Below are 18,123 nucleotides of genomic sequence, written 5' to 3' on the forward strand. Positions count from 1 at the left end.
AATTGATTTTATTTAGCTAATTAAAAACAACTTATACCCAGCTAGCTTATCTCGTCTAGTGATAATTCAAAGCTCGGTGCGAATGTGGTGAGAAAGTAGTCCATTTCTGGGCTTTTGCGTTGTTCGAGTGTCTCTTCCAATCGGCGCTTGGCTTGCTCGTATTCATGATTGCCCGCACTGAGCTCTTCCAAGCATTTCAGGTACGCACAGATAGTATCTGCCTGCTTGACGATGCTTTGCTCTTCTTTACTCGCAGTACCAGATATTAAGAAGGGGGCGAAGTCGTCTCTGAACTCTTCTGGCAACATCGAAAGCAGTCTTTGTTCTGCCGCGGCTTCTATCTTCTTATACTCTTGTGCAATATCCGGGTTGTAGTATTTAACTGGCGTTGGCAAATCACCTGTCAGTACCTCACTGGTGTCGTGGTACATGCCAAGCAGAGCAATGTGCTCGGGGTTAAGCTGACCATCAAACTTCTTGTTTTTGATCAGTGCCAAGGCGTGTGCCACGAAAGCAACCTGTAGGCTATGTTCTGAAATGTTCTCGCTTGATACCGAACGCATCAGGGGCCAGCGTTGAATTAGCTTCATGCGTGCGAGATGGGCAAAAAAATGGCTCTGTTTCATAAATGTCCTTATAGTACCAATCGTAGTAAATAACTGGTCATCCTAGCTTGTTAAAAAACTCGATAACTATGTTAGAATTTTTGATTGTAGAATAACTACTTATCGAAGCTGCTTGTCGAAAAGAGCTGCCTTGTTCTCAAGCTTTTTCCCTACGCTATTTCTGAACACTTACTTACTGTGATTGGTATAAACAATACTCCACTCGTATCTTGTGTTTGCACAGGGATACGAGACAGCGGATACAAAAAAGGCTCCTAAACAGGAGCCTTTTAAGCATAGAAGTGAATGAATACAAGTTAAAGTCTTTTAAAACAGCAAATTGTAGCCATCTTTCTTTGTGCTCATTAACCTTCGATGAGGTCGTCTTGGCTGTAAGTCTGTAAGAAGCGCTCTAAACGACCAATTGCGATTTCTAGATCTTCGATGTGCGGCAGAGTCACGATACGGAAGTGATCCGGTTTCGGCCAATTGAAGCCCGTACCTTGAACCAATAGCACCTTCTCTTGCTTAAGGAAGTCGAGTACAAACTTCTGATCGTCTTTGATGTTGTACATGTTGGTGTCGATTTTAGGGAACAGGTACATTGCACCTTTCGGTTTCACACAAGAAACGCCAGGGATCTTGTTGATCAGTTCCCATGCACGGTCACGCTGTTCAAGCAGTCGACCGCCTGGAAGAATCAGCTCATTGATACTCTGATAGCCACCGAGTGCGGTTTGGATAGCGTGTTGCATCGGAACGTTGGCACACAAACGCATTGAGGCCAGCATTTCTAGTCCTTCAACGTAGCCTTTCGCTAGGTGTTTAGGGCCTGTTAAGAACATCCAACCACCACGGAAACCACATACACGGTAAGCTTTAGATAGGCCGTTGAACGTGACCATTAATACGTCTTCAGCAAGCGTTGCCACTGAAGTGTGTACCGCACCGTCGTAAAGTACTTTGTCGTAGATTTCATCGGCGAAGATGATCAAACCGTGCTCACGAGCAATCTCAACCACTTGTAATAGGAAATCACGGCTGTATACCGCGCCTGTTGGGTTGTTCGGGTTGATAAGAACGATGCCGCGCGTCTTTGGTGAGATCTTTGCGCGCATGTCGTCTAAATCTGGATACCAATCAGCATCTTCATCACACATGTAGTGAACCGGTGTACCACCAGAAAGCGCAACAGACGCTGTCCATAGTGGGTAGTCCGGAGCGGGAACTAAGATTTCATCACCATTATCCAGTAGCGCTTGCATAGACATAACGATAAGCTCTGATGCGCCGTTACCAATGTAAACGTCTTCTACATCAAGGTTACGTAGGCCTTTTTTCTGGTAGTGCTGAACAACCGCTTTGCGGGCTGAATAGATGCCTTTTGAGTCGCAGTAACCTTGAGATGTCGGTAGGTTACGGATTACGTCAACAAGGATTTCATCAGGGGCGTCAAAACCAAATGGGGCGGGGTTACCAATATTAAGCTTCAGTATTTTATGCCCTTCTTCTTCCATGCGCTTAGCATGTTTGAGTACAGGCCCCCTGATTTCGTAGCATACGCTGTTGAGTTTTGACGACATCCCGATATTTTGCATTGCCGATTTCCTGAAATTAATTTAAATACTTTATTAAAGTACCGCAAAATGGTGTTTGATAGAATAAAAATCTGATGAATGTCGCATTTCAGTGTCACGTTTAGCCTTTTTGTTGTCACTCTTTTCTAAATTTTAATTAATCGCTTTCTTGGTTATTGGCTAAGATGAATAAAGGGGCGGGATCGCTTAAAATCACAGGAATGTTGAAAAGATATAGTACATTCTTGATCTAAGTGGGTACTGCCCATAAAGTATCAAACTAATATAATAATAATTTAGATGTGAACGAGGTCGATTTGTCACATTTCCAGCAAACTATCTCCGCTTTGATTGAGCGAGTACAAAATGCCCAAGCAAGCGAAGTTCGTTGTGTTGAAGTTCTAACGCAAAAACCATCGTTTGCATTTATAGAATGGCTTCATGCTCAACCGCTCTTTCCTAAGTTCTACTGGCAGTCACGCGACACTCGTGAAGAGGTTGTTGCGCTCGGACAGTTACATACGTTTTCAGATCCTGCACCCGCGTACGCGATTCTTGGTGAAGACCAACGAATCTGGGGTGGACGCTCGTTTGACGGGCACACCGCAAAGAACCGCCGCTGCATGGAATCGTTTTTCTTCCTTCCTCAGGTTGAATTGATCCGCTTTGACAATACTTGGTCGCTGGCGGTTAACTTGTCCCCTGATCGCGTTTCTTCTATTAATGCTTTGAATAAGCTTTCTGTAGAAGCCGCGATATTGGCGCCTTTGTCTGCCCATATTGAACAAATTAATCACGTTCCAGAGAGAGAGCTGTGGGGCAACCTTGTCGATAAAGTGCTGCAAGGCATTAGCGACGAAGAGTACAAAAAAGTCGTTTTAGCGCGAAAAACTACATTGCAGCTCGATGCGCCTATCTGCGCAGCTCAATTACTTAAAGCCAGCTATCTGCAAAATCACCACAGTTTCCACTTTATGTTGGTGCTGGATTCTAAACACAGTTTCATTGGCTCGACGCCAGAGCGCTTATATAGTCGCCATGGTACGGAGCTCGATACCGAGGCGCTTGCTGGAACCATTGGTCGCGGAGAGAACGCTACTGAGGATATGGAACTGGCCAACTGGCTTTCTCAAGACAGCAAAAACCTCAATGAGAACCAGTATGTGGTCGACGACATCATTGAGCGTCTCACTCCTCATTCTCAAACGGTCCATGTTGAAAAGGATGCGCGTCTAGTGCGCTTGCGTAAGGTGCAGCATTTGAAGCGCAATATCCATGCTCAGCTCAACAATGGCGTTAATGGTGTGCAGTTGCTTGCTGCCTTACAGCCAACTGCTGCGGTGGCGGGTTTACCTCGTAAAGAGGCGATGGATTTCATTCTTGAACACGAACCGTTTGCACGAGGTTGGTATGCAGGCTCTGTAGGCTATATCAGTCATCAGCGAGCGGAATTCTGCGTGGCGATTCGAAGCGCCTTGATTGTAAACGATCAAGTACAACTGTTTGCTGGCGCGGGGATCGTGCCGGGATCGGTTGCCGAACATGAGTGGCAAGAGCTGAATAAGAAGATGTCGACTCTGCTCAGTCTCATTTCTGATCACCCACCATTAGGTGTGGCGTCATGAATCACGACCAAGCTGTATTAAACAGAGTTTGGTGTAACACATTACTTGAAGAGCTTGCCCGCAGCGGTGTTGAACATGTTTGCATCGCGCCAGGCTCTCGTTCAACACCATTAACACTCGAAGCCGAAGCTAACTCTAAGCTAACCTTACATACGCACTTTGATGAGCGCGGGCTTGGCTTCTTGGCTTTAGGTTTAGCTAAAGCGAGCAACAAACCCGTTGCGGTGGTTGTGACATCAGGAACCGCTGTGGCGAATTTGCTTCCTGCGACGGCTGAATCTGGGCTGACCCGAGAGAAGCTGATCTTGCTAACCTCTGATAGGCCCATCGACTTGGTCGACTGTGGTGCCAATCAAGCGATTCAGCAGCATGGTATCTTTTCTTCCCATGTAGAAAGTGCTTTAAACCTGCCAAGCCCAACCACACAGATTTCATTGAATTGGCTTCTAACATCGGTTGATAGCGCGCTTGCGAAACAACGCAATGTTGGCGGTGCGATTCATATCAATTGTCCGTTCCCAGAGCCGCTCTATTCTAAGAGTAGTGCTGAGATGTATGCGGATTATACAAAGAGCGTGGCAGCTTGGAGAGCTTCAACCTGCCTTTACTCGTCCACTTATTTGCCCAGTCATTTAATCGCTCAGCCTGTCTCAGCAAGTGATTATGTCGCTCGTAAAGGCGCAGTGATTATTGGTTCTATCGAGAATGAAGCTGCAATTAAAGCCAAGCAGTTTGCGACAGCTTTGGGCTGGCCAGTATTCTGTGACCCTCAATCGGGTGTCAGTAGTGACTGGAAACACTATGATTTATGGATGCAAAGTGACGCAGCCAAAGCACAGCTTAGTCAGTGTGATTTTATTATCCAGTTTGGTGAGCGCATCGTATCTAAGCGTCTTAACCAATGGGTAAAAGAACAAGCTGCCACATTTTGTTCATCGCAGTACATCGTTGTTTCACCAGATGCACATCGTATTAATCAAGATCATCTGCCTCAAACTCATATTGTCGCTGATATCGAACATTGGTTATCAGAGCAACATCTACCAACGCTGTTGGGAGAACATGCTGGCTGGGCGGCATCTTTGGCGAAAGTCGCGAATACGGTTCAGCAGTTAGCGTTGGCGCAAATCTCTAATAACGACCAACTGACAGAGTTGAGCGTTGCCGTTGACTTGTCGTCTAGACTTAAGGGCAGAGAGCTTTTTGTGGGAAATAGCTTGATGGTAAGGCTGGTGGATATGCTGTCATCAATCTCTGCGACTCAAGTCTACAGCAACCGCGGTGCATCGGGCATTGATGGCTTGGTGGCGACGGCTGCGGGAGTGATAAAAGCCAACCAGAATCCTTTGATGATGCTGATTGGTGACACCTCTTTGTTGTACGACCTAAATTCGCTGGCGCTACTTACTCACAGCACAACACCAATGGTTATTGTGGTTACCAATAACGATGGTGGGGCAATCTTTGATTTTTTGCCGGTTCCTGAGCAACAAAAACAGTCTCTATATCAAATGCCTCATGGTTTCAATTTTGAACATGCTGCTGCGCAATTCCATCTTGGTTATGCGGCGCCAGAAACCTTGAATTGCTATCAAACGCTCATCGAACAACATTTTGAACAGGGTCAGGGTACCTTGCTCGTAGAAGTTAAGACGCCTCCCGAACAAGCGTCTACTTTGCTGAAGCAATTCAGCTCAATGCTCACCGAGGCATTAGCCTAAGGACTTTACATGCTTTACTCCAATTATTACCCAGCAGTACAAGAATCTTCTGACAAACCTTTGCTTGTTTTTTTACATGGTTTACTCGGAAGCGGGGATGATTGGAGTGCATGCCACCCCTTCCTCGAAGACTTTCCTCGTCTTTGCATAGATTTGCCCGGACACGGACAAAGCCGGTTTATCGACCCTGTAGGCTTTGATCATTGCTGTACCAAGATAGTTCAGTGCATCACATCTCAGCTGGCTCTCAACGATGTTCCTGTCGATTATCCTATCGTGGTGATTGGGTATTCTATGGGGGGAAGGCTTGCCATGTATGGGGTAACAAGCCCTTGCTTCGAAACTCTTAACTTAGAGAAAGTCATCATTGAAGGTGGCAACTTTGGCTTGGAATGTGATGAAGAAAGAGCACAAAGGTTAGTACACGATACGCAATGGGCTGTTCGCTTTGCACAGCAGTCGATTGAAGATGTTTTAGACGATTGGTATCAACAAAGCGTCTTTTCTTCACTAAATCATGAGCAAAGACAAACTTTGGTCATAAAGCGTAGTGGTAACCTTGGAGTATCCGTAGCAAATATGTTGTTATCTACTTCGTTAGCTAAGCAACCGGATTTACGTGCCACATTGAAATCTCATGAGCATTTATTGCATTATGTATGTGGAGAAAAAGATCGTAAATTCATGGAGCTAGCTGAGAATAGTGGCTTTGAATATAGTCAGGTGGATTACGCGGGTCATAATGTTCATTTTGAGCAACCAGAGATGTTTTCAAATCTGATCATCCAATGTATCGCCAGTCGTTGATGAACTGACTGAGCGAACCTCTCGTATCAAGCGCTATAGAAAGCAGAGCAACACCGTCGCGACTCTACGCTAGTCGCGCTCTCTAATAGAACAATGGGAATCATCATGGCTAAAACAGTAGGCATCACAGAAGAAGAACTTTACGCAGCCGTTAACTGGCGCGATGAAAGCAGTCAATATGAAGATATTCAATACCACAAGTCTGATGACGGTATTGCGAAAATCACGATTGCTCGCCCTCAAGTGCACAATGCGTTCCGTCCACAAACCGTAAAAGAGATGATCAATGCACTGGCTGATGCTCGTTATGACGAGAAAGTTGGCGTAATCATTTTGACTGGTCTTGGTGAGAAGGCGTTCTGTTCTGGTGGTGACCAAAGTATCCGTGGTGACTACGGCGGTTACCAAGATGACTCAGGTACGCACCACTTGAATGTACTTGATTTCCAACGTCAAATTCGTACTTGTCCAAAACCAGTTATCGCAGCGGTATCGGGTTGGGCAGTCGGTGGCGGTCATGTACTTCACATGATGGCAGACCTTACTATTGCAGCTGAAAACGCGCAGTTCGGTCAGACGGGTCCTAAAGTGGGTTCTTTCGATGGCGGTTGGGGTGCTTCTTACATGGCTCGTATCGTTGGTCAAAAGAAAGCACGTGAAATCTGGTTCTTGTGCCGCTTCTACGATGCACAAGAAGCACTGGACATGGGCCTTGTAAACACCGTTGTTCCTGTTGCTGACCTAGAAAAAGAGACAGTTCGTTGGTGTCGTGAAGTGCTTCAACACAGCCCAATGGCACTGCGTTGCTTGAAAGCGGCACTGAACGCTGACTGTGATGGTCAAGCAGGCTTACAAGAGTTGGCTGGTAACGCAACCATGATGTTCTACATGACAGAGGAAGGCCAAGAAGGCCGCAACGCATTCAACGAGAAACGTCGACCGGACTTCGACAAGTTCCCGCGTAATCCATAGTCTTTCTCCTCTTCAAAATGAGTCGCTAATAGCGGCTCGTTTTGTTTTGATGTTCCCCGTTTTTTAGGAAACTTTATGAACTCAGTGAATTCTCAGCGTCACGCTAAACTTTACCGTTATCAATTACCTATGGATAGTGGTGTGGTTCTTCGTGACAATAAGTTGAACGAACGTGTTGGCTATATCATCCAACTTGAGTGTGATGGTAAAACTGGTTTTGGCGAAGTTGCGCCTTTGCCCGGTTTTAGCCAAGAAGATGCCGAACAAGCTGGCATTCAGCTTCAACACGAATTAGAGCTTTGGAGCCACAATAAGCCTCAAACGCCTTTCGACGAGCTGTATCCTTCTGTCGCGTTTGGCTTTTCAATGGCGATGATGGAATTGCGAGGCGATCTTAACGCTCAAGGTAACTACCAAGCGGCGCCTTTGTGTACAGGCGATCCAGATGAACTGATTCCTGTATTGAATGAGATGGTAGGCGAGAAGGTCGCGAAAGTGAAAGTCGGCCTCTACGAAGCGATTCGCGATGGCATGTTGGTTAGCTTATTCCTTGAGTCGATCCCTGATTTGACTCTAAGACTTGATGCCAACCGTGCGTGGAAGCCAGAGAAAGCGAAGCAATTCATTAAATACATTTCGCCGTCAATGCGCCAGCGTATAAGCTTTATCGAAGAGCCTTGCCAAAAGCCAGAAGACAGTTTGGCCTTTGCCATTGACCATGGTGTGGCGATTGCGTGGGACGAGACACTGCAAGAAGCGGTGCGCAGCCCGGAATTTGATCTTAGCGACCTTACTGGTGTTAAAGCAGTCGTGATCAAGCCAACTCTTATTGGTTCTGTCGAGCGTTGCGTGGCAATCATTGAGCGAGCACAGAAGCTTGGAATGAAACCTGTATTGAGCTCAAGCATTGAGTCGAGCCTAGGTCTGACTCAGATTGCTCGTCTGGCGCAGCAATATTTGCCAAATGAAGTGCCGGGGTTGGATACGATTGGCTTGTTCAAGCAGCAGCTAGAGGTTTCTTGGCCGGGCTGTCAGTTGCCTGTCTCTACGCTTGAAAAGCAACAATTGATTTGGTCTTCTTAGACCGAGCTATTTGAATGGCTATTTAGTTAGCTTAACAAGTTCTTAATCTATTTTTGGTTATCATATGATGCGCCCACAATCTAATCATCCCCCGCTCTGGGTAAAGTGGGCGCAGCAAAACCCACTTCAACCAGCGTTAGTGACCACTCACCGCACTTATACTTGGCAGCAAGTGTTTGTGTTGGTTAGTGAGTACCAACAACAGCTATCTCATCAAGGCCTATCTGAAGGTGATGTACTGACGATTGTTGGTAAGAATCAAGCTGAAGTGATCCCTGTTTATCTTGCCGCACTCAATTTGGGTGTGGTTTGTGCGTTTACGATGCCTCAGCCTAGTTTACGCCTGAAGCAAAAGCTCGATTCCTTATATCAAGCAGATCAACAGAGCTACCTTTGGCTCTTGGGCAATAGCGGAATAGAGCAATCAGAGACTGCCGATTTGAATACTCAGTTGGTGACCTTGCCTTGCCTAAGTGAACTGAAGTTTGATGGTGATGATGAGCAGATAACGACACCTCAAGAATCCAATTTCAATCCGCAAAATCTAGCGAGCATCGTATTCACTTCAGGTTCTACCGGAAACCCAAAAGCGGTCGTTCATACACTTGAGCAGCACTTATGTTCTGCGTCAGGGCTGCTTGAGGTGTTTCGCTATCAACAAGGTGACACTTGGTTACTGAGTTTACCTATGTACCATGTGTCGGGACTGGCGATAGTTCATCGTTGGTTGGCGGCTGGTGGTTGCATCAAAATAGGCACAGGTCAGCTTGAAACCGATATAGAAGAATGCAGTCACGCTTCATTAGTCGCTACTCAGCTACATCGATTGTTAAAGAGTAAGCAAGCACTTACTTTAACGCATGTACTTTTGGGTGGTAGTCATATACCAGAAGCACTTGGGCTCGAAGCTCAACAAATGGGCATCGAAACATGGCTTGGATACGGCATGACCGAAGCGGCTTCAACCGTAACCGCGAAGCCCGTTGATGCCAGCTGCACCGCCGGTTTTGTCCTTAACCATCGCCAGCTAAAAATTGAAGAACAACGTATCTTTATTGGCGGCGAGACGCTCGCTTCTGGGTATTACTATCAAGGTAAATTAACGCCATTAGTTGATAACAACGGCTGGTTTGATAGCAAAGATCTTGGTGAGTGGGTTGGCGAACAAGTGTCGATTATTGGCCGTGCCGACAATCAATTTATTTCTGGTGGTGAGAACATTCATTGCGAAGAAATTGAGCGAGTACTTAACCAGCTGCCCGAAGTTAAGCAAGCCTTTATTGTGCCCATAGAAGACAGCGAATTTGGTTTTAGACCAGTAGCTATTGTGGACTGTGATGAAGTTCTAACCAAAGAATGGTTTGCAGAGCAGCTACAAGGAAGCCTAGAGCGATTTAAGTTCCCTATTGAGTATTACCGCATGCCTCAACAAGAACAGTTAGGTATTAAGGTATCGAGAGCGGGATTAGCGCAGTGGTTACAGCAGACCCGTTCTAAATAGAGCGAAGAGCAATAAAATGAAGCGCAATACACGGTGACTAGTCGTAATTGCGCTTCAGGGGGGTGTGACGGTGGTGAAGCCGTCACAAATTCTAATTATTTATCGTGTCATTCGAGATTTGGCGTTAAGCGAGTGCCTTCTTCATTTGTTCAGCGACTTTATCTACCTTACCTAGACCAATGATAACTTGTAGACCACCTTTCCCAACCGGTACCACACCTGCCGCACCGAGTTTCTTCAGTTTCTCGCTGTCTGCTGCACCTGAGTCTTTCACAGTTAAGCGTAGACGAGTAATACAGTTATCGACTTCTAGAATGTTGTCTGCACCGCCAACCGCTTCAATGTAGCTGTTGGTTAGGTTAGCCAATGCTTCTGGCGTTTCAGTTTCTTTTTCTGCTTCCATCTCTTCACCACGACCTGGAGTACGTAGGTTGAACTTGATGATAGCGAAGCGGAAAATACCGTAGTAAAGCGCGAAGAACACCACACCTTGAACCAGTAGCATGTACCAGTTAACCGCGAGTGGGTTTTGGCTTGATAGTACTAGGTCAACGAAACCAGCAGAGAAGCCGAAGCCTGCCATCCATTCCATGCTTGCTGCAATGTAAAGCGATAGGCCTGTTAATACTGCGTGCAGTAGGAACAACACGGGTGCTAGGAACATGAAGCTGAATTCTAGTGGCTCTGTGATACCCGTGAAGAATGAAGCCATAGCTGCCGCAAGCATGATTGCGAATACTTGGTTTTTGTTTTTCGCATCAGAACAGTGATACATCGCCAATGCTGCTGCTGGTAGGCCAAACATCATGATAGGGAAGAAGCCCGCTTGGTACATGCCAGTTTTACCTGGAATACCCGTACCGTTAGCGATAGATTGCGCGCCGCCTAAGAAGTTTGGAATGTCGTTAATACCAACAACGTCGAACCAGAACACAGGGTAAAGAGCGTGGTGCATACCTACTGATAGGAACAAACGGTTGAAGAAACCAAACAGACCAGCACCCACCGCACCCATGCTTTCTAGTTTAATACCCAGAACGATCAGAGCGTCGTAAACAGCTGGCCAGATGTAAAGTAGAGCAAAAGAGAGAGCCATACCTGCGATTGAGGTCAGGATAGGAACCAAACGCTTACCGCTGAAGAACGCTAGAGCTTGAGGAAGTTCAACCGTTGAGTAGCGGTTGTAGATCTCAGCAGAGATGATACCCACAATGATACCTACGAATTGGTTGCTGATTTTGCCAAATGCCGCAGGCACTTCACTGAGTTCAACATCCATTAACTGAGCAACAGAGCCCGGAGCAAGTAGCGTGGTGACGACGAGGAACATCACAAAGCCAGACAGTGCCGCAGAACCATTCTTATCACGGCTCAAACCAAATGCGACACCCACCGCGAATAGAACCGCCATGTTGTCGATGATCGCGCCACCAGATTTGATCAAGAATGCGGCTAAGATACTTTCAGAACCCCAACCAACAGGATCCAACCAATAGCCGATCCCCATAAGGATTGCTGCAGCTGGCAGTGTGGCTACGGGAACCATCAATGCCTTACCTACTTTTTGCATATACCCGAGTATATTCATATGTGCCCCTAAGTTTGTAATTAATTTTTTTAATGTTTCTGCTCGTCAACGTATGGAGTCAAATATTGATCGAGGCAGGATTTTAAGTAACTGCGGTTATTAAAAACTTATTTCTTAATGCAAACAAACGAAACGGGTAGTAGTATGAATTAAAATTTTTAATGCATGAGTTCGTATGGCTAACCATCAATCTTTACTTAGAAATCTTCATACTTTTAATGTTACTGCAGAGAAAATGAGCTTTACGCTAGCGGCTAGAAAGTTGCATTTGACTCAGGGAGCCGTTAGCCATCGAATCAAAGTGTTAGAAGGTGAACTCGGATTTAACTTGTTTGTGCGAGGGACTCGTAAACTGGAACTAACGGAAGAAGGTCAGCGCTTTCAACGAACGTTATCCAAGTCGTTAAGCTCTATTTTTGGTGAGATCGAAGACATTACCAACACAGACTTGTATGGACAGATCAATATCGGTACCAGTCCTGCATTTGCCAACAGTTGGTTACTGCCGAGGTTGGCTGATTTTAAACAGCGATACCCAAAGTTTAATCTCAATATTTTCTCGCAAGAAGAGCAGGATTTTCATCAAAATCATCTCGATGTCGCTATTTACTATGGTGCTGAAAATCTCAAAGACATGCATCGACAGCGCCTGTTTGGTGAAAAGTATATTCCGGTATGTACACCGAGTTACGCGGCTGAACACGACATCTTTGATGATGGCTTAGAATCGCTGCACCGGATTAATTTCATTCATGCACTAGGGTCAGATGTATGGCAGCGTTGGATTAAACACCACGGCTTAGATGTGAACTTGTTTGAGCAATTTTACTGTGTGAGCCACCGGGATATGGGCGTAAGAAGTGCCCTCAGCAATATCGGTGTCGCGATGGGGCGCTATCATTTTGTTAAGCAGTATGTTCAGACTGGCGAGCTCATAACACCTTATCCGAGCATGGATACAGACCAAGGGTATGACTTAATCTGCCCGTTAGGCACGGAAAAACGACCTAAGGTAAGAACCTTTATTAAGTGGTTAGAAGGGCAGTTGCGTTAGGTTAGTTAATTTAGCAATTAGATAGTTCAAAACAGAATTTATTATCTTTATAACCATCCATCATAATAAGCCATATAAATAACGGATTATAGAATAAGGTCTTATTATGAAAATTGCCCTCATCATTGCGGTTTTACTGCAGATAGGCCAAGCGATCATCTCATCGGGGTTGACTCGTTCGTTGGCTGAGCTCACCGCATTTGTGTTGGTTGTGGTACTTGTTTTAATGAAAAGAGAGAGCAAGAAGAGTGATAAGCCCCTGTTTGATTCGTGATTGTTACAACAAAGAATACCCTTACCACAAACGATAAAGGCAAAGCCCATTGGAGCTTTGCCTTTTTGTTTTTCTGCTCGCTAACCCGAGTGTCTAGGTAACCAGACAATCATCTAAAGTGTTTATTTGCAGGCTAGGCGAGAGTTAACCACGCCAATGAACCCGTTGAGATCATGACCCACATTGTAATACCAAACATCAGTGGTTTCGGCCCTGCCGCTTTTAACTTCTCAACTGAAATACCACAGCCAATTAAGAACAAACACACGACCAGTGCTCGCTTAGACACATCAAAGATTCCTTGATAGACCATCTCAAATTGTGGCAGTAAGTCACTCACCGCGATAGCGGCGCAATAGAAGAAAATGAAGTAGGGAACCGTAATCTTCTTTTGATCGTTCTTGAAGATCATCGCACTAATTAAAGCGATTGGGATGATCCAAAGTGCGCGAGCGAGCTTCAATGTTGTCGCTGTCGTCAGTGCTTCTTCGCCATACGCTGAAGCTGCACCTACTACAGAAGACGTATCGTGAATCGCAATAGCTGCCCAAGTACCAAATGTTTGTTGGCTGAGTTCAAGCGCGTGACCAATCATCGGGAATAAGAATAGAGCAACCGAGTTCAACACGAATACGGTGGCTAATGCCAAGCCAATCTGTTCATCGTCTGCTTTGATCGCGGGTGCCACTGCTGCTATCGCGCTACCACCACAAATCGCGGTACCAGAAGATATAAGATAGCCCGTAGTGCGGTCTAGCCCCATTTGTTTCGCCAAGAACCAACCAATGACTAATGTACCGATAATCGTCGTTACAATGAGCCCAATACCATCGCCTGTTACTGCTAATGCTTTTTCAAACTGAATACCAAAACCCAAGCCAACAATAGAGTAGGCCAGTAGCTTTTTGGTAAGCTTGCCGACTTCCAAGTGTTCAGGGACTAATCCTAAACTAGCAAGCAGGAAACCGATAACCAGGGCTGTCGGTGAGCTAACCCAAGGCGTTAAGCAAAACAGTGCAGCAAGATAAAATGGAACGGACTTTTTTAGGTTCATTGTATTTAGAGTCTTGTTTTGTTGTGGCGTTATTGTGATGAGACCACTATACGTTCAATAAAATGATAAGTAAGTCTAAATGAATTGAACAAACGTTAAGGAAAACTTAACGCTTGTTCAACTGATATGAATAAAGGGCTGGTTAACTAGCGTAATGATCCGCGAAGGTCAGAGACTGACTGTCGAAGCGTTTCACAAGAGGCTTGTTTAGGTGAAATCGGCTCGCCAGCTTCTATCTCTAGCTTAGTCCAGAAGCGAGTGGGTAACCCTTTGCAGGCACGGCCTTTGTAACGACTAAAGTAGCTACCCCATAATCCTTTAAGAGCCATAGGAATCACTGGGACAGGGGAACGTTTGATGATCAGCTCCATACCACGCATGAACTCAGCCATTTCGCCATCAGAGGTGAGCTTTCCTTCTGGGAAAATACACACGATGTGACCTTCATGCAGGGCACGCTCTACTTCTTTGAAAGCGTTTCGAATCGAGTTGCGGTTGGTCGCGGAGATTGGAATCACCCCAGCTCTTTTCAAGAAGCGTCGAATTGGCGGCAACTTGGTGTAATCCTCTTCCATCACAAAACGGATCAAGCGAGGGCAAACCGCACTCAGCAGCAGTGCATCCATATAACTCACATGGTTGCAGACAATCAACGCACCGCCCTTTTCTGGCAGGTGATGTAAGTTCTTATGTTTAACTCTGTACATGGTGTGAGTGACCACCCACGTAAAGAAGCGGAAAGCGTAGATAGGCACCTGATAAAACAGGTACAGCATCACCAAAGTGTTGCCCACAGCGAGCAAGATAAACAGCTGCGGAATTGAAAGATCTAGAACACTAAGGCAAACAATACCTAATACCGCACTTCCCACCATGAACAGTGAGTTGTAGATATTGAGCCCGGCAATCACTTGGGCACGCTCGTCGGGCTTGGCACGTAACTGCATCAGTGAATACAGAGGAACAATAAAGACACCGCCAGAGATACCCAGAAGCAGAAGGTAAGCAAACAGTGGCCACAGCTCTGAGTAGGTTACGAATTGATGGAAAGAACTAAAGTCAGGCAAAGACTCCGGGATGGATATCGCCATCAGAAGACCGAAGATCGAGATACCTAAGCTGCCCATTGGCACGATGCCGATTTCAATTCGGTGATTAGATAACTTATCACAAGCTAAAGAGCCGATTGCAATGCCTACCGAGAATAGTGCCAGTAAAAAGGCGACGGAGCTTTCAGTGCCGTTTAGATGCAGTTTAGTGAAGTTGGGAAACTGAGTTAGGTAAGCCGCACCAAGGAACCAGAACCAGCTGATAGACATCAGTGCTTGAAAGGTCGGGCGGTCTTTTTTTGCAATCGCCAGTGTCGCGCGGGTCAGTTTTACAGGTTGACACTTTACTTTAAGGTCTGGTGCATTACTTGGCGCTTGTGGGATAAAGCAGCTTGATACATAGCCAAGCACGGCGAACGAAACAATACACACCGCAGCAATGAGCTTCGCGCCTTCTTCAGATGCAATGATGCCTGCGCCTAGAGTACCAATCAGGATCGCTAAGAATGTACCTGTCTCGACGAGAGCGTTACCAGATACCAGTTCTTTTGTTTCTAACTGCTGTGGAAGCAGGGCATACTTCACCGGACCAAAGAAAGCACTCTGCGTTCCCATAAGGAACAGGAGCAGAAGTAATATTCCGTAGCTTTCGTAGATAAAACCGACCGCACCCAGTGACATGATCACTACTTCGAGGAGCTTAACTTTACGGATAAACCACGATTTTTCGTATTTGTCAGCCAGTACACCGGCTAAAGCAGAGAATAGGAAGAAGGGTAAAATAAAAAGGCCAGCGGCCAAATTAATGAATAGATTGGTGGAAATAGGCAGCGTGTCTACGCTTGCGAAAGCAACAAACAGTAACAGGACATTTTTGAATATGTTGTCGTTAAAGGCTCCTAGAAATTGGGTAATAAAGTAGGGTAGGAACCTTTTTTGCGTTAACAGCGAAGATTGGCTGCTGTTGTTCATTGTCTTTCCTTGGATGATTACCAGTTGGTTAAGTAGTTTGAGACTAGGTTATTGATCAGCTCTTTACCATCAATAGGCTCAGAGGCGAAAAATTTATCATCAACGCTAAGTAGAGTAATTCCGTGTACTCCAGACCATAATACACGGCTGGCTTTAACGACTTCGCTTTTCGTATGTTCAGGAGCAATCGCTACTAGCAACTGCTCTAGCATGCCTGTCATTCTATCGATGCGGTTCGATTGCCATTCAGGAAGGTTTTCACCGTTCATGTTGTGCTCAAAGATAAGTTGCCAACGGTGAGGGTGTCTCTGTGCAAAATCGTGGTAGCAGTAGGCAAGGTTGAATAGAGCTTGTTGAGGGTTGCTCGATTGTTCAACAGCTGCAGCGGATTCTGACGCCAGTTCATCTAATGTTTGAGCAACAACATGCAATAGCAATAGGTTGTAGTTGCCGAATACATTCACCAAGGTACTTGGAACATAACCAATCATATTGGCGATTTTACGTAGACTTAGCTCGTGATAAGAGTGCTCTTCTAAGAAGTCGGTTACCGTTTTTAAGGTTAATTGCACTAATTGTTCGCGAGTATGATCGTTTCGTCTTGCCATGGGTACTTTCTATTAAATGAACATCGTTCAATATTTTAATGCTGCCCTTGAGTGCCGTCAATCCCTTCGCTAGTTTAGTAATCAATTAATAGCCGCAATATTATGATACATGTGTAAACGTCGTGAATATTTCATTGTTCTTTGTTAACGAGTATGATTAAGGTGTCGAAAGATAAAAAACCTATAAAGGATAATAATGAAACGATTTTTCTCACTAGTCGCGATCCTGTTGGTAACAGTCGCGGTGACGCCAATCGCGGAAGCGAAAAAGTTTGGTGGTGGTAAGTCATTTGGCAAAAGCTTTAAAACGGCTCCAGCACCAAAACAACAAAACACGAATTCGATCCGTCAAGATCAAACAGGTAAGAACACAGCAGCTAACTCTAGCAAGAAAGGCCTTATGGGCGGTCTGCTAGGTGGTTTACTTGCTGGTGGTCTTTTAGCTGCATTCTTTGGTGGCGCATTTGAAGGTATCCAGTTCATGGATATTCTGATTATGGGTCTGATTGCTTTCCTAGCGTTTAAATTCCTACGCGGAATGTTGGGCGCGAAGCAGGGCTCAATGAATCAGCAGAATGCACGTGGCCAACAGCCAGCATTCGGCGGCATGGGTCAGAACAAGTTTGAACAACCTAAGCAACAACCAAATGTTCATAACTTCGAGCAAACACAACCTCAATCACAAGGCGCTGCTGGTGGTTTCGGTTTTGGTGCACAAAGCGATGTTCCACATAACTACCCACCGGGCTTTGATCAAGCGGCATTCATCAATGGTTCTCGTGAGCACTACCGTACACTGCAAGGTGCATGGAATCACAACGAGCTAAACACGATTGAAGAATACGTATCTCCAAGCCTATTTGAAGACCTAAAAGCTGAGCGTAATAAGCTAGACGGTGATCAGCATACAGACGTAATGTACGTTGATGCTGAAATCGTTCGCGCAGACCACGATGGTAGCAAAGCACAGCTAAGCCTTCAGTTTAGCGGTCGTTACCGTGACACAGCGGATGGCGTTGAAGAAGATATCACTGATATCTGGCATCTAGAGCGTGACCTAACAACTAACAATGCACCATGGTTAATTGTTGGTATTCAAGGTTAATTCCAGGATTTAACTCAACATCAATAGGATGTAGTTATTCGGAATAACACCAAATAATAGAAAGCCCCTGCTGAGAAATCAGCAGGGGCTTTTTTGCGTCTAATGATATGTATCTTAGTTAAAGATTGGATTAACCTGAGACTAACTAACTGATTTTATTTGGATGTAATGAGTAATGACAAAGTTCTTTGAACCCGTATTGGAGCCTGAGGTTACTTTGCAGCAGAAACAGATAATTGCGAACGAATGCGAAGAACATATATCGACCCATTGTTTAGGCTGCGCTGCTTATCTGGCTTGTGAGCGTCATGCAGAAGTATGGGATCACTGATGTTTGAATGGGCTAGATCGCTTAGTTATTTGTAGGAGCGGGTTAGTGTTTAGGAAGTTGAGGGTTGTTTTAGAAGACACGTTTAGTAAGAGATAAAGCTCAGAAACGAAAAAAGCCAACTCAATGAGTTGGCTTTTCGATTTTCCAATTAAGGAGAATATGGTGGAGGGAGACGGATTCGAACCATCGAAGGCAGT

At 45.4% G+C, this 18,123-nt stretch carries 15 protein-coding genes and 1 tRNA gene (1 of these 16 only partly in view); 9 read left to right on the forward strand and 7 right to left on the reverse strand.

Features of this window, described 5'->3' with window-relative positions; all coding sequences use genetic code 11:
* Positions 1–41: 41 nt before the first annotated feature.
* On the reverse strand, positions 42–626 hold the full coding sequence (yfbR, locus tag AB6E30_RS05170; RefSeq protein WP_017060613.1) for a 5'-deoxynucleotidase: 585 nt from the start codon (positions 624–626) through the stop codon (positions 42–44).
* Positions 627–970: 344 nt separating this feature from the next.
* Positions 971–2,203 (reverse strand): pyridoxal phosphate-dependent aminotransferase, encoded by a 1,233-nt coding sequence (locus AB6E30_RS05175; RefSeq protein ID WP_017060166.1) that lies wholly within the window; start codon positions 2,201–2,203, stop codon positions 971–973.
* A 296-nt stretch (positions 2,204–2,499) separates the two neighbouring features.
* Here AB6E30_RS05175 and AB6E30_RS05180 point away from each other — a divergent pair, with 296 nt between their 5' ends.
* The 6 genes from AB6E30_RS05180 to menE all read left to right on the forward strand — a co-directional run bounded on the left by AB6E30_RS05180 (position 2,500) and on the right by menE (position 9,891).
* Positions 2,500–3,807: an isochorismate synthase MenF gene (locus AB6E30_RS05180; RefSeq protein ID WP_372102828.1), complete on the forward strand. Its 1,308-nt coding sequence runs from the start codon at positions 2,500–2,502 to the stop codon at positions 3,805–3,807.
* The gene (menD, locus tag AB6E30_RS05185; RefSeq protein WP_372102830.1) at positions 3,804–5,528 is read left to right on the forward strand and encodes a 2-succinyl-5-enolpyruvyl-6-hydroxy-3-cyclohexene-1-carboxylic-acid synthase; all 1,725 of its coding nucleotides are present in this window, start codon (positions 3,804–3,806) and stop codon (positions 5,526–5,528) included. Before AB6E30_RS05180 ends, menD begins: the two co-directional genes overlap by 4 nt.
* 9 nt (positions 5,529–5,537) lie before the next feature.
* Positions 5,538–6,335, forward strand: coding sequence for a 2-succinyl-6-hydroxy-2,4-cyclohexadiene-1-carboxylate synthase (gene menH / locus AB6E30_RS05190; RefSeq protein WP_372102831.1), 798 nt, complete (start codon positions 5,538–5,540; stop codon positions 6,333–6,335).
* A gap of 105 nt (positions 6,336–6,440) precedes the next feature.
* A complete protein-coding gene (gene menB / locus AB6E30_RS05195; protein ID WP_017064079.1) occupies positions 6,441–7,307 on the forward strand; it encodes a 1,4-dihydroxy-2-naphthoyl-CoA synthase in 867 nt (288 codons plus the stop codon).
* Between the two features lie 75 nt (positions 7,308–7,382).
* The gene (gene menC / locus AB6E30_RS05200) at positions 7,383–8,390 is read left to right on the forward strand and encodes an o-succinylbenzoate synthase (protein ID WP_017060171.1); all 1,008 of its coding nucleotides are present in this window, start codon (positions 7,383–7,385) and stop codon (positions 8,388–8,390) included.
* A 64-nt stretch (positions 8,391–8,454) separates the two neighbouring features.
* A complete protein-coding gene (gene menE / locus AB6E30_RS05205; protein WP_372102833.1) occupies positions 8,455–9,891 on the forward strand; it encodes an o-succinylbenzoate--CoA ligase in 1,437 nt (478 codons plus the stop codon).
* A 124-nt stretch (positions 9,892–10,015) separates the two neighbouring features.
* Here the strand turns inward: menE and nagE are convergent, their stop codons facing one another.
* Positions 10,016–11,461: an N-acetylglucosamine-specific PTS transporter subunit IIBC gene (gene nagE, locus AB6E30_RS05210; protein ID WP_017064077.1), complete on the reverse strand. Its 1,446-nt coding sequence runs from the start codon at positions 11,459–11,461 to the stop codon at positions 10,016–10,018.
* Between the two features lie 193 nt (positions 11,462–11,654).
* Between nagE and AB6E30_RS05215 the strand changes: the two genes are divergently transcribed.
* On the forward strand, positions 11,655–12,533 hold the full coding sequence (locus AB6E30_RS05215; protein WP_017071714.1) for a LysR substrate-binding domain-containing protein: 879 nt from the start codon (positions 11,655–11,657) through the stop codon (positions 12,531–12,533).
* A 106-nt stretch (positions 12,534–12,639) separates the two neighbouring features.
* Complete coding sequence (locus AB6E30_RS05220; protein ID WP_017068947.1) at positions 12,640–12,807, forward strand: hypothetical protein; 168 nt, start codon at positions 12,640–12,642, stop codon at positions 12,805–12,807.
* Between the two features lie 133 nt (positions 12,808–12,940).
* Here AB6E30_RS05220 and AB6E30_RS05225 read toward each other — a convergent pair whose 3' ends face one another.
* The 3 genes from AB6E30_RS05225 to AB6E30_RS05235 form a co-directional block, all read right to left on the reverse strand.
* Positions 12,941–13,861 (reverse strand): YeiH family protein, encoded by a 921-nt coding sequence (locus AB6E30_RS05225; RefSeq protein ID WP_017060176.1) that lies wholly within the window; start codon positions 13,859–13,861, stop codon positions 12,941–12,943.
* A gap of 146 nt (positions 13,862–14,007) precedes the next feature.
* Positions 14,008–15,882, reverse strand: a complete 1,875-nt coding sequence (locus AB6E30_RS05230) for an MFS transporter (protein ID WP_372102835.1) — start codon at positions 15,880–15,882, stop codon at positions 14,008–14,010.
* Between the two features lie 17 nt (positions 15,883–15,899).
* The gene (locus AB6E30_RS05235) at positions 15,900–16,490 is read right to left on the reverse strand and encodes a TetR/AcrR family transcriptional regulator (protein ID WP_017064073.1); all 591 of its coding nucleotides are present in this window, start codon (positions 16,488–16,490) and stop codon (positions 15,900–15,902) included.
* A gap of 196 nt (positions 16,491–16,686) precedes the next feature.
* On the opposite strand from AB6E30_RS05235, the gene AB6E30_RS05240 reads away from it, so the two are divergent.
* On the forward strand, positions 16,687–17,595 hold the full coding sequence (locus AB6E30_RS05240) for a Tim44 domain-containing protein (RefSeq protein ID WP_017068945.1): 909 nt from the start codon (positions 16,687–16,689) through the stop codon (positions 17,593–17,595).
* Between the two features lie 491 nt (positions 17,596–18,086).
* On the opposite strand, the gene AB6E30_RS05245 is transcribed toward AB6E30_RS05240, so the two are convergent.
* Positions 18,087–18,123, reverse strand: a tRNA-Tyr gene (locus AB6E30_RS05245) (it continues 148 nt past the right edge of the window).

It is taken from the genome of Vibrio sp. 10N.247.311.12 (assembly GCF_041467515.1).
Lineage (GTDB): Bacteria > Pseudomonadota > Gammaproteobacteria > Enterobacterales > Vibrionaceae > Vibrio > Vibrio crassostreae_C.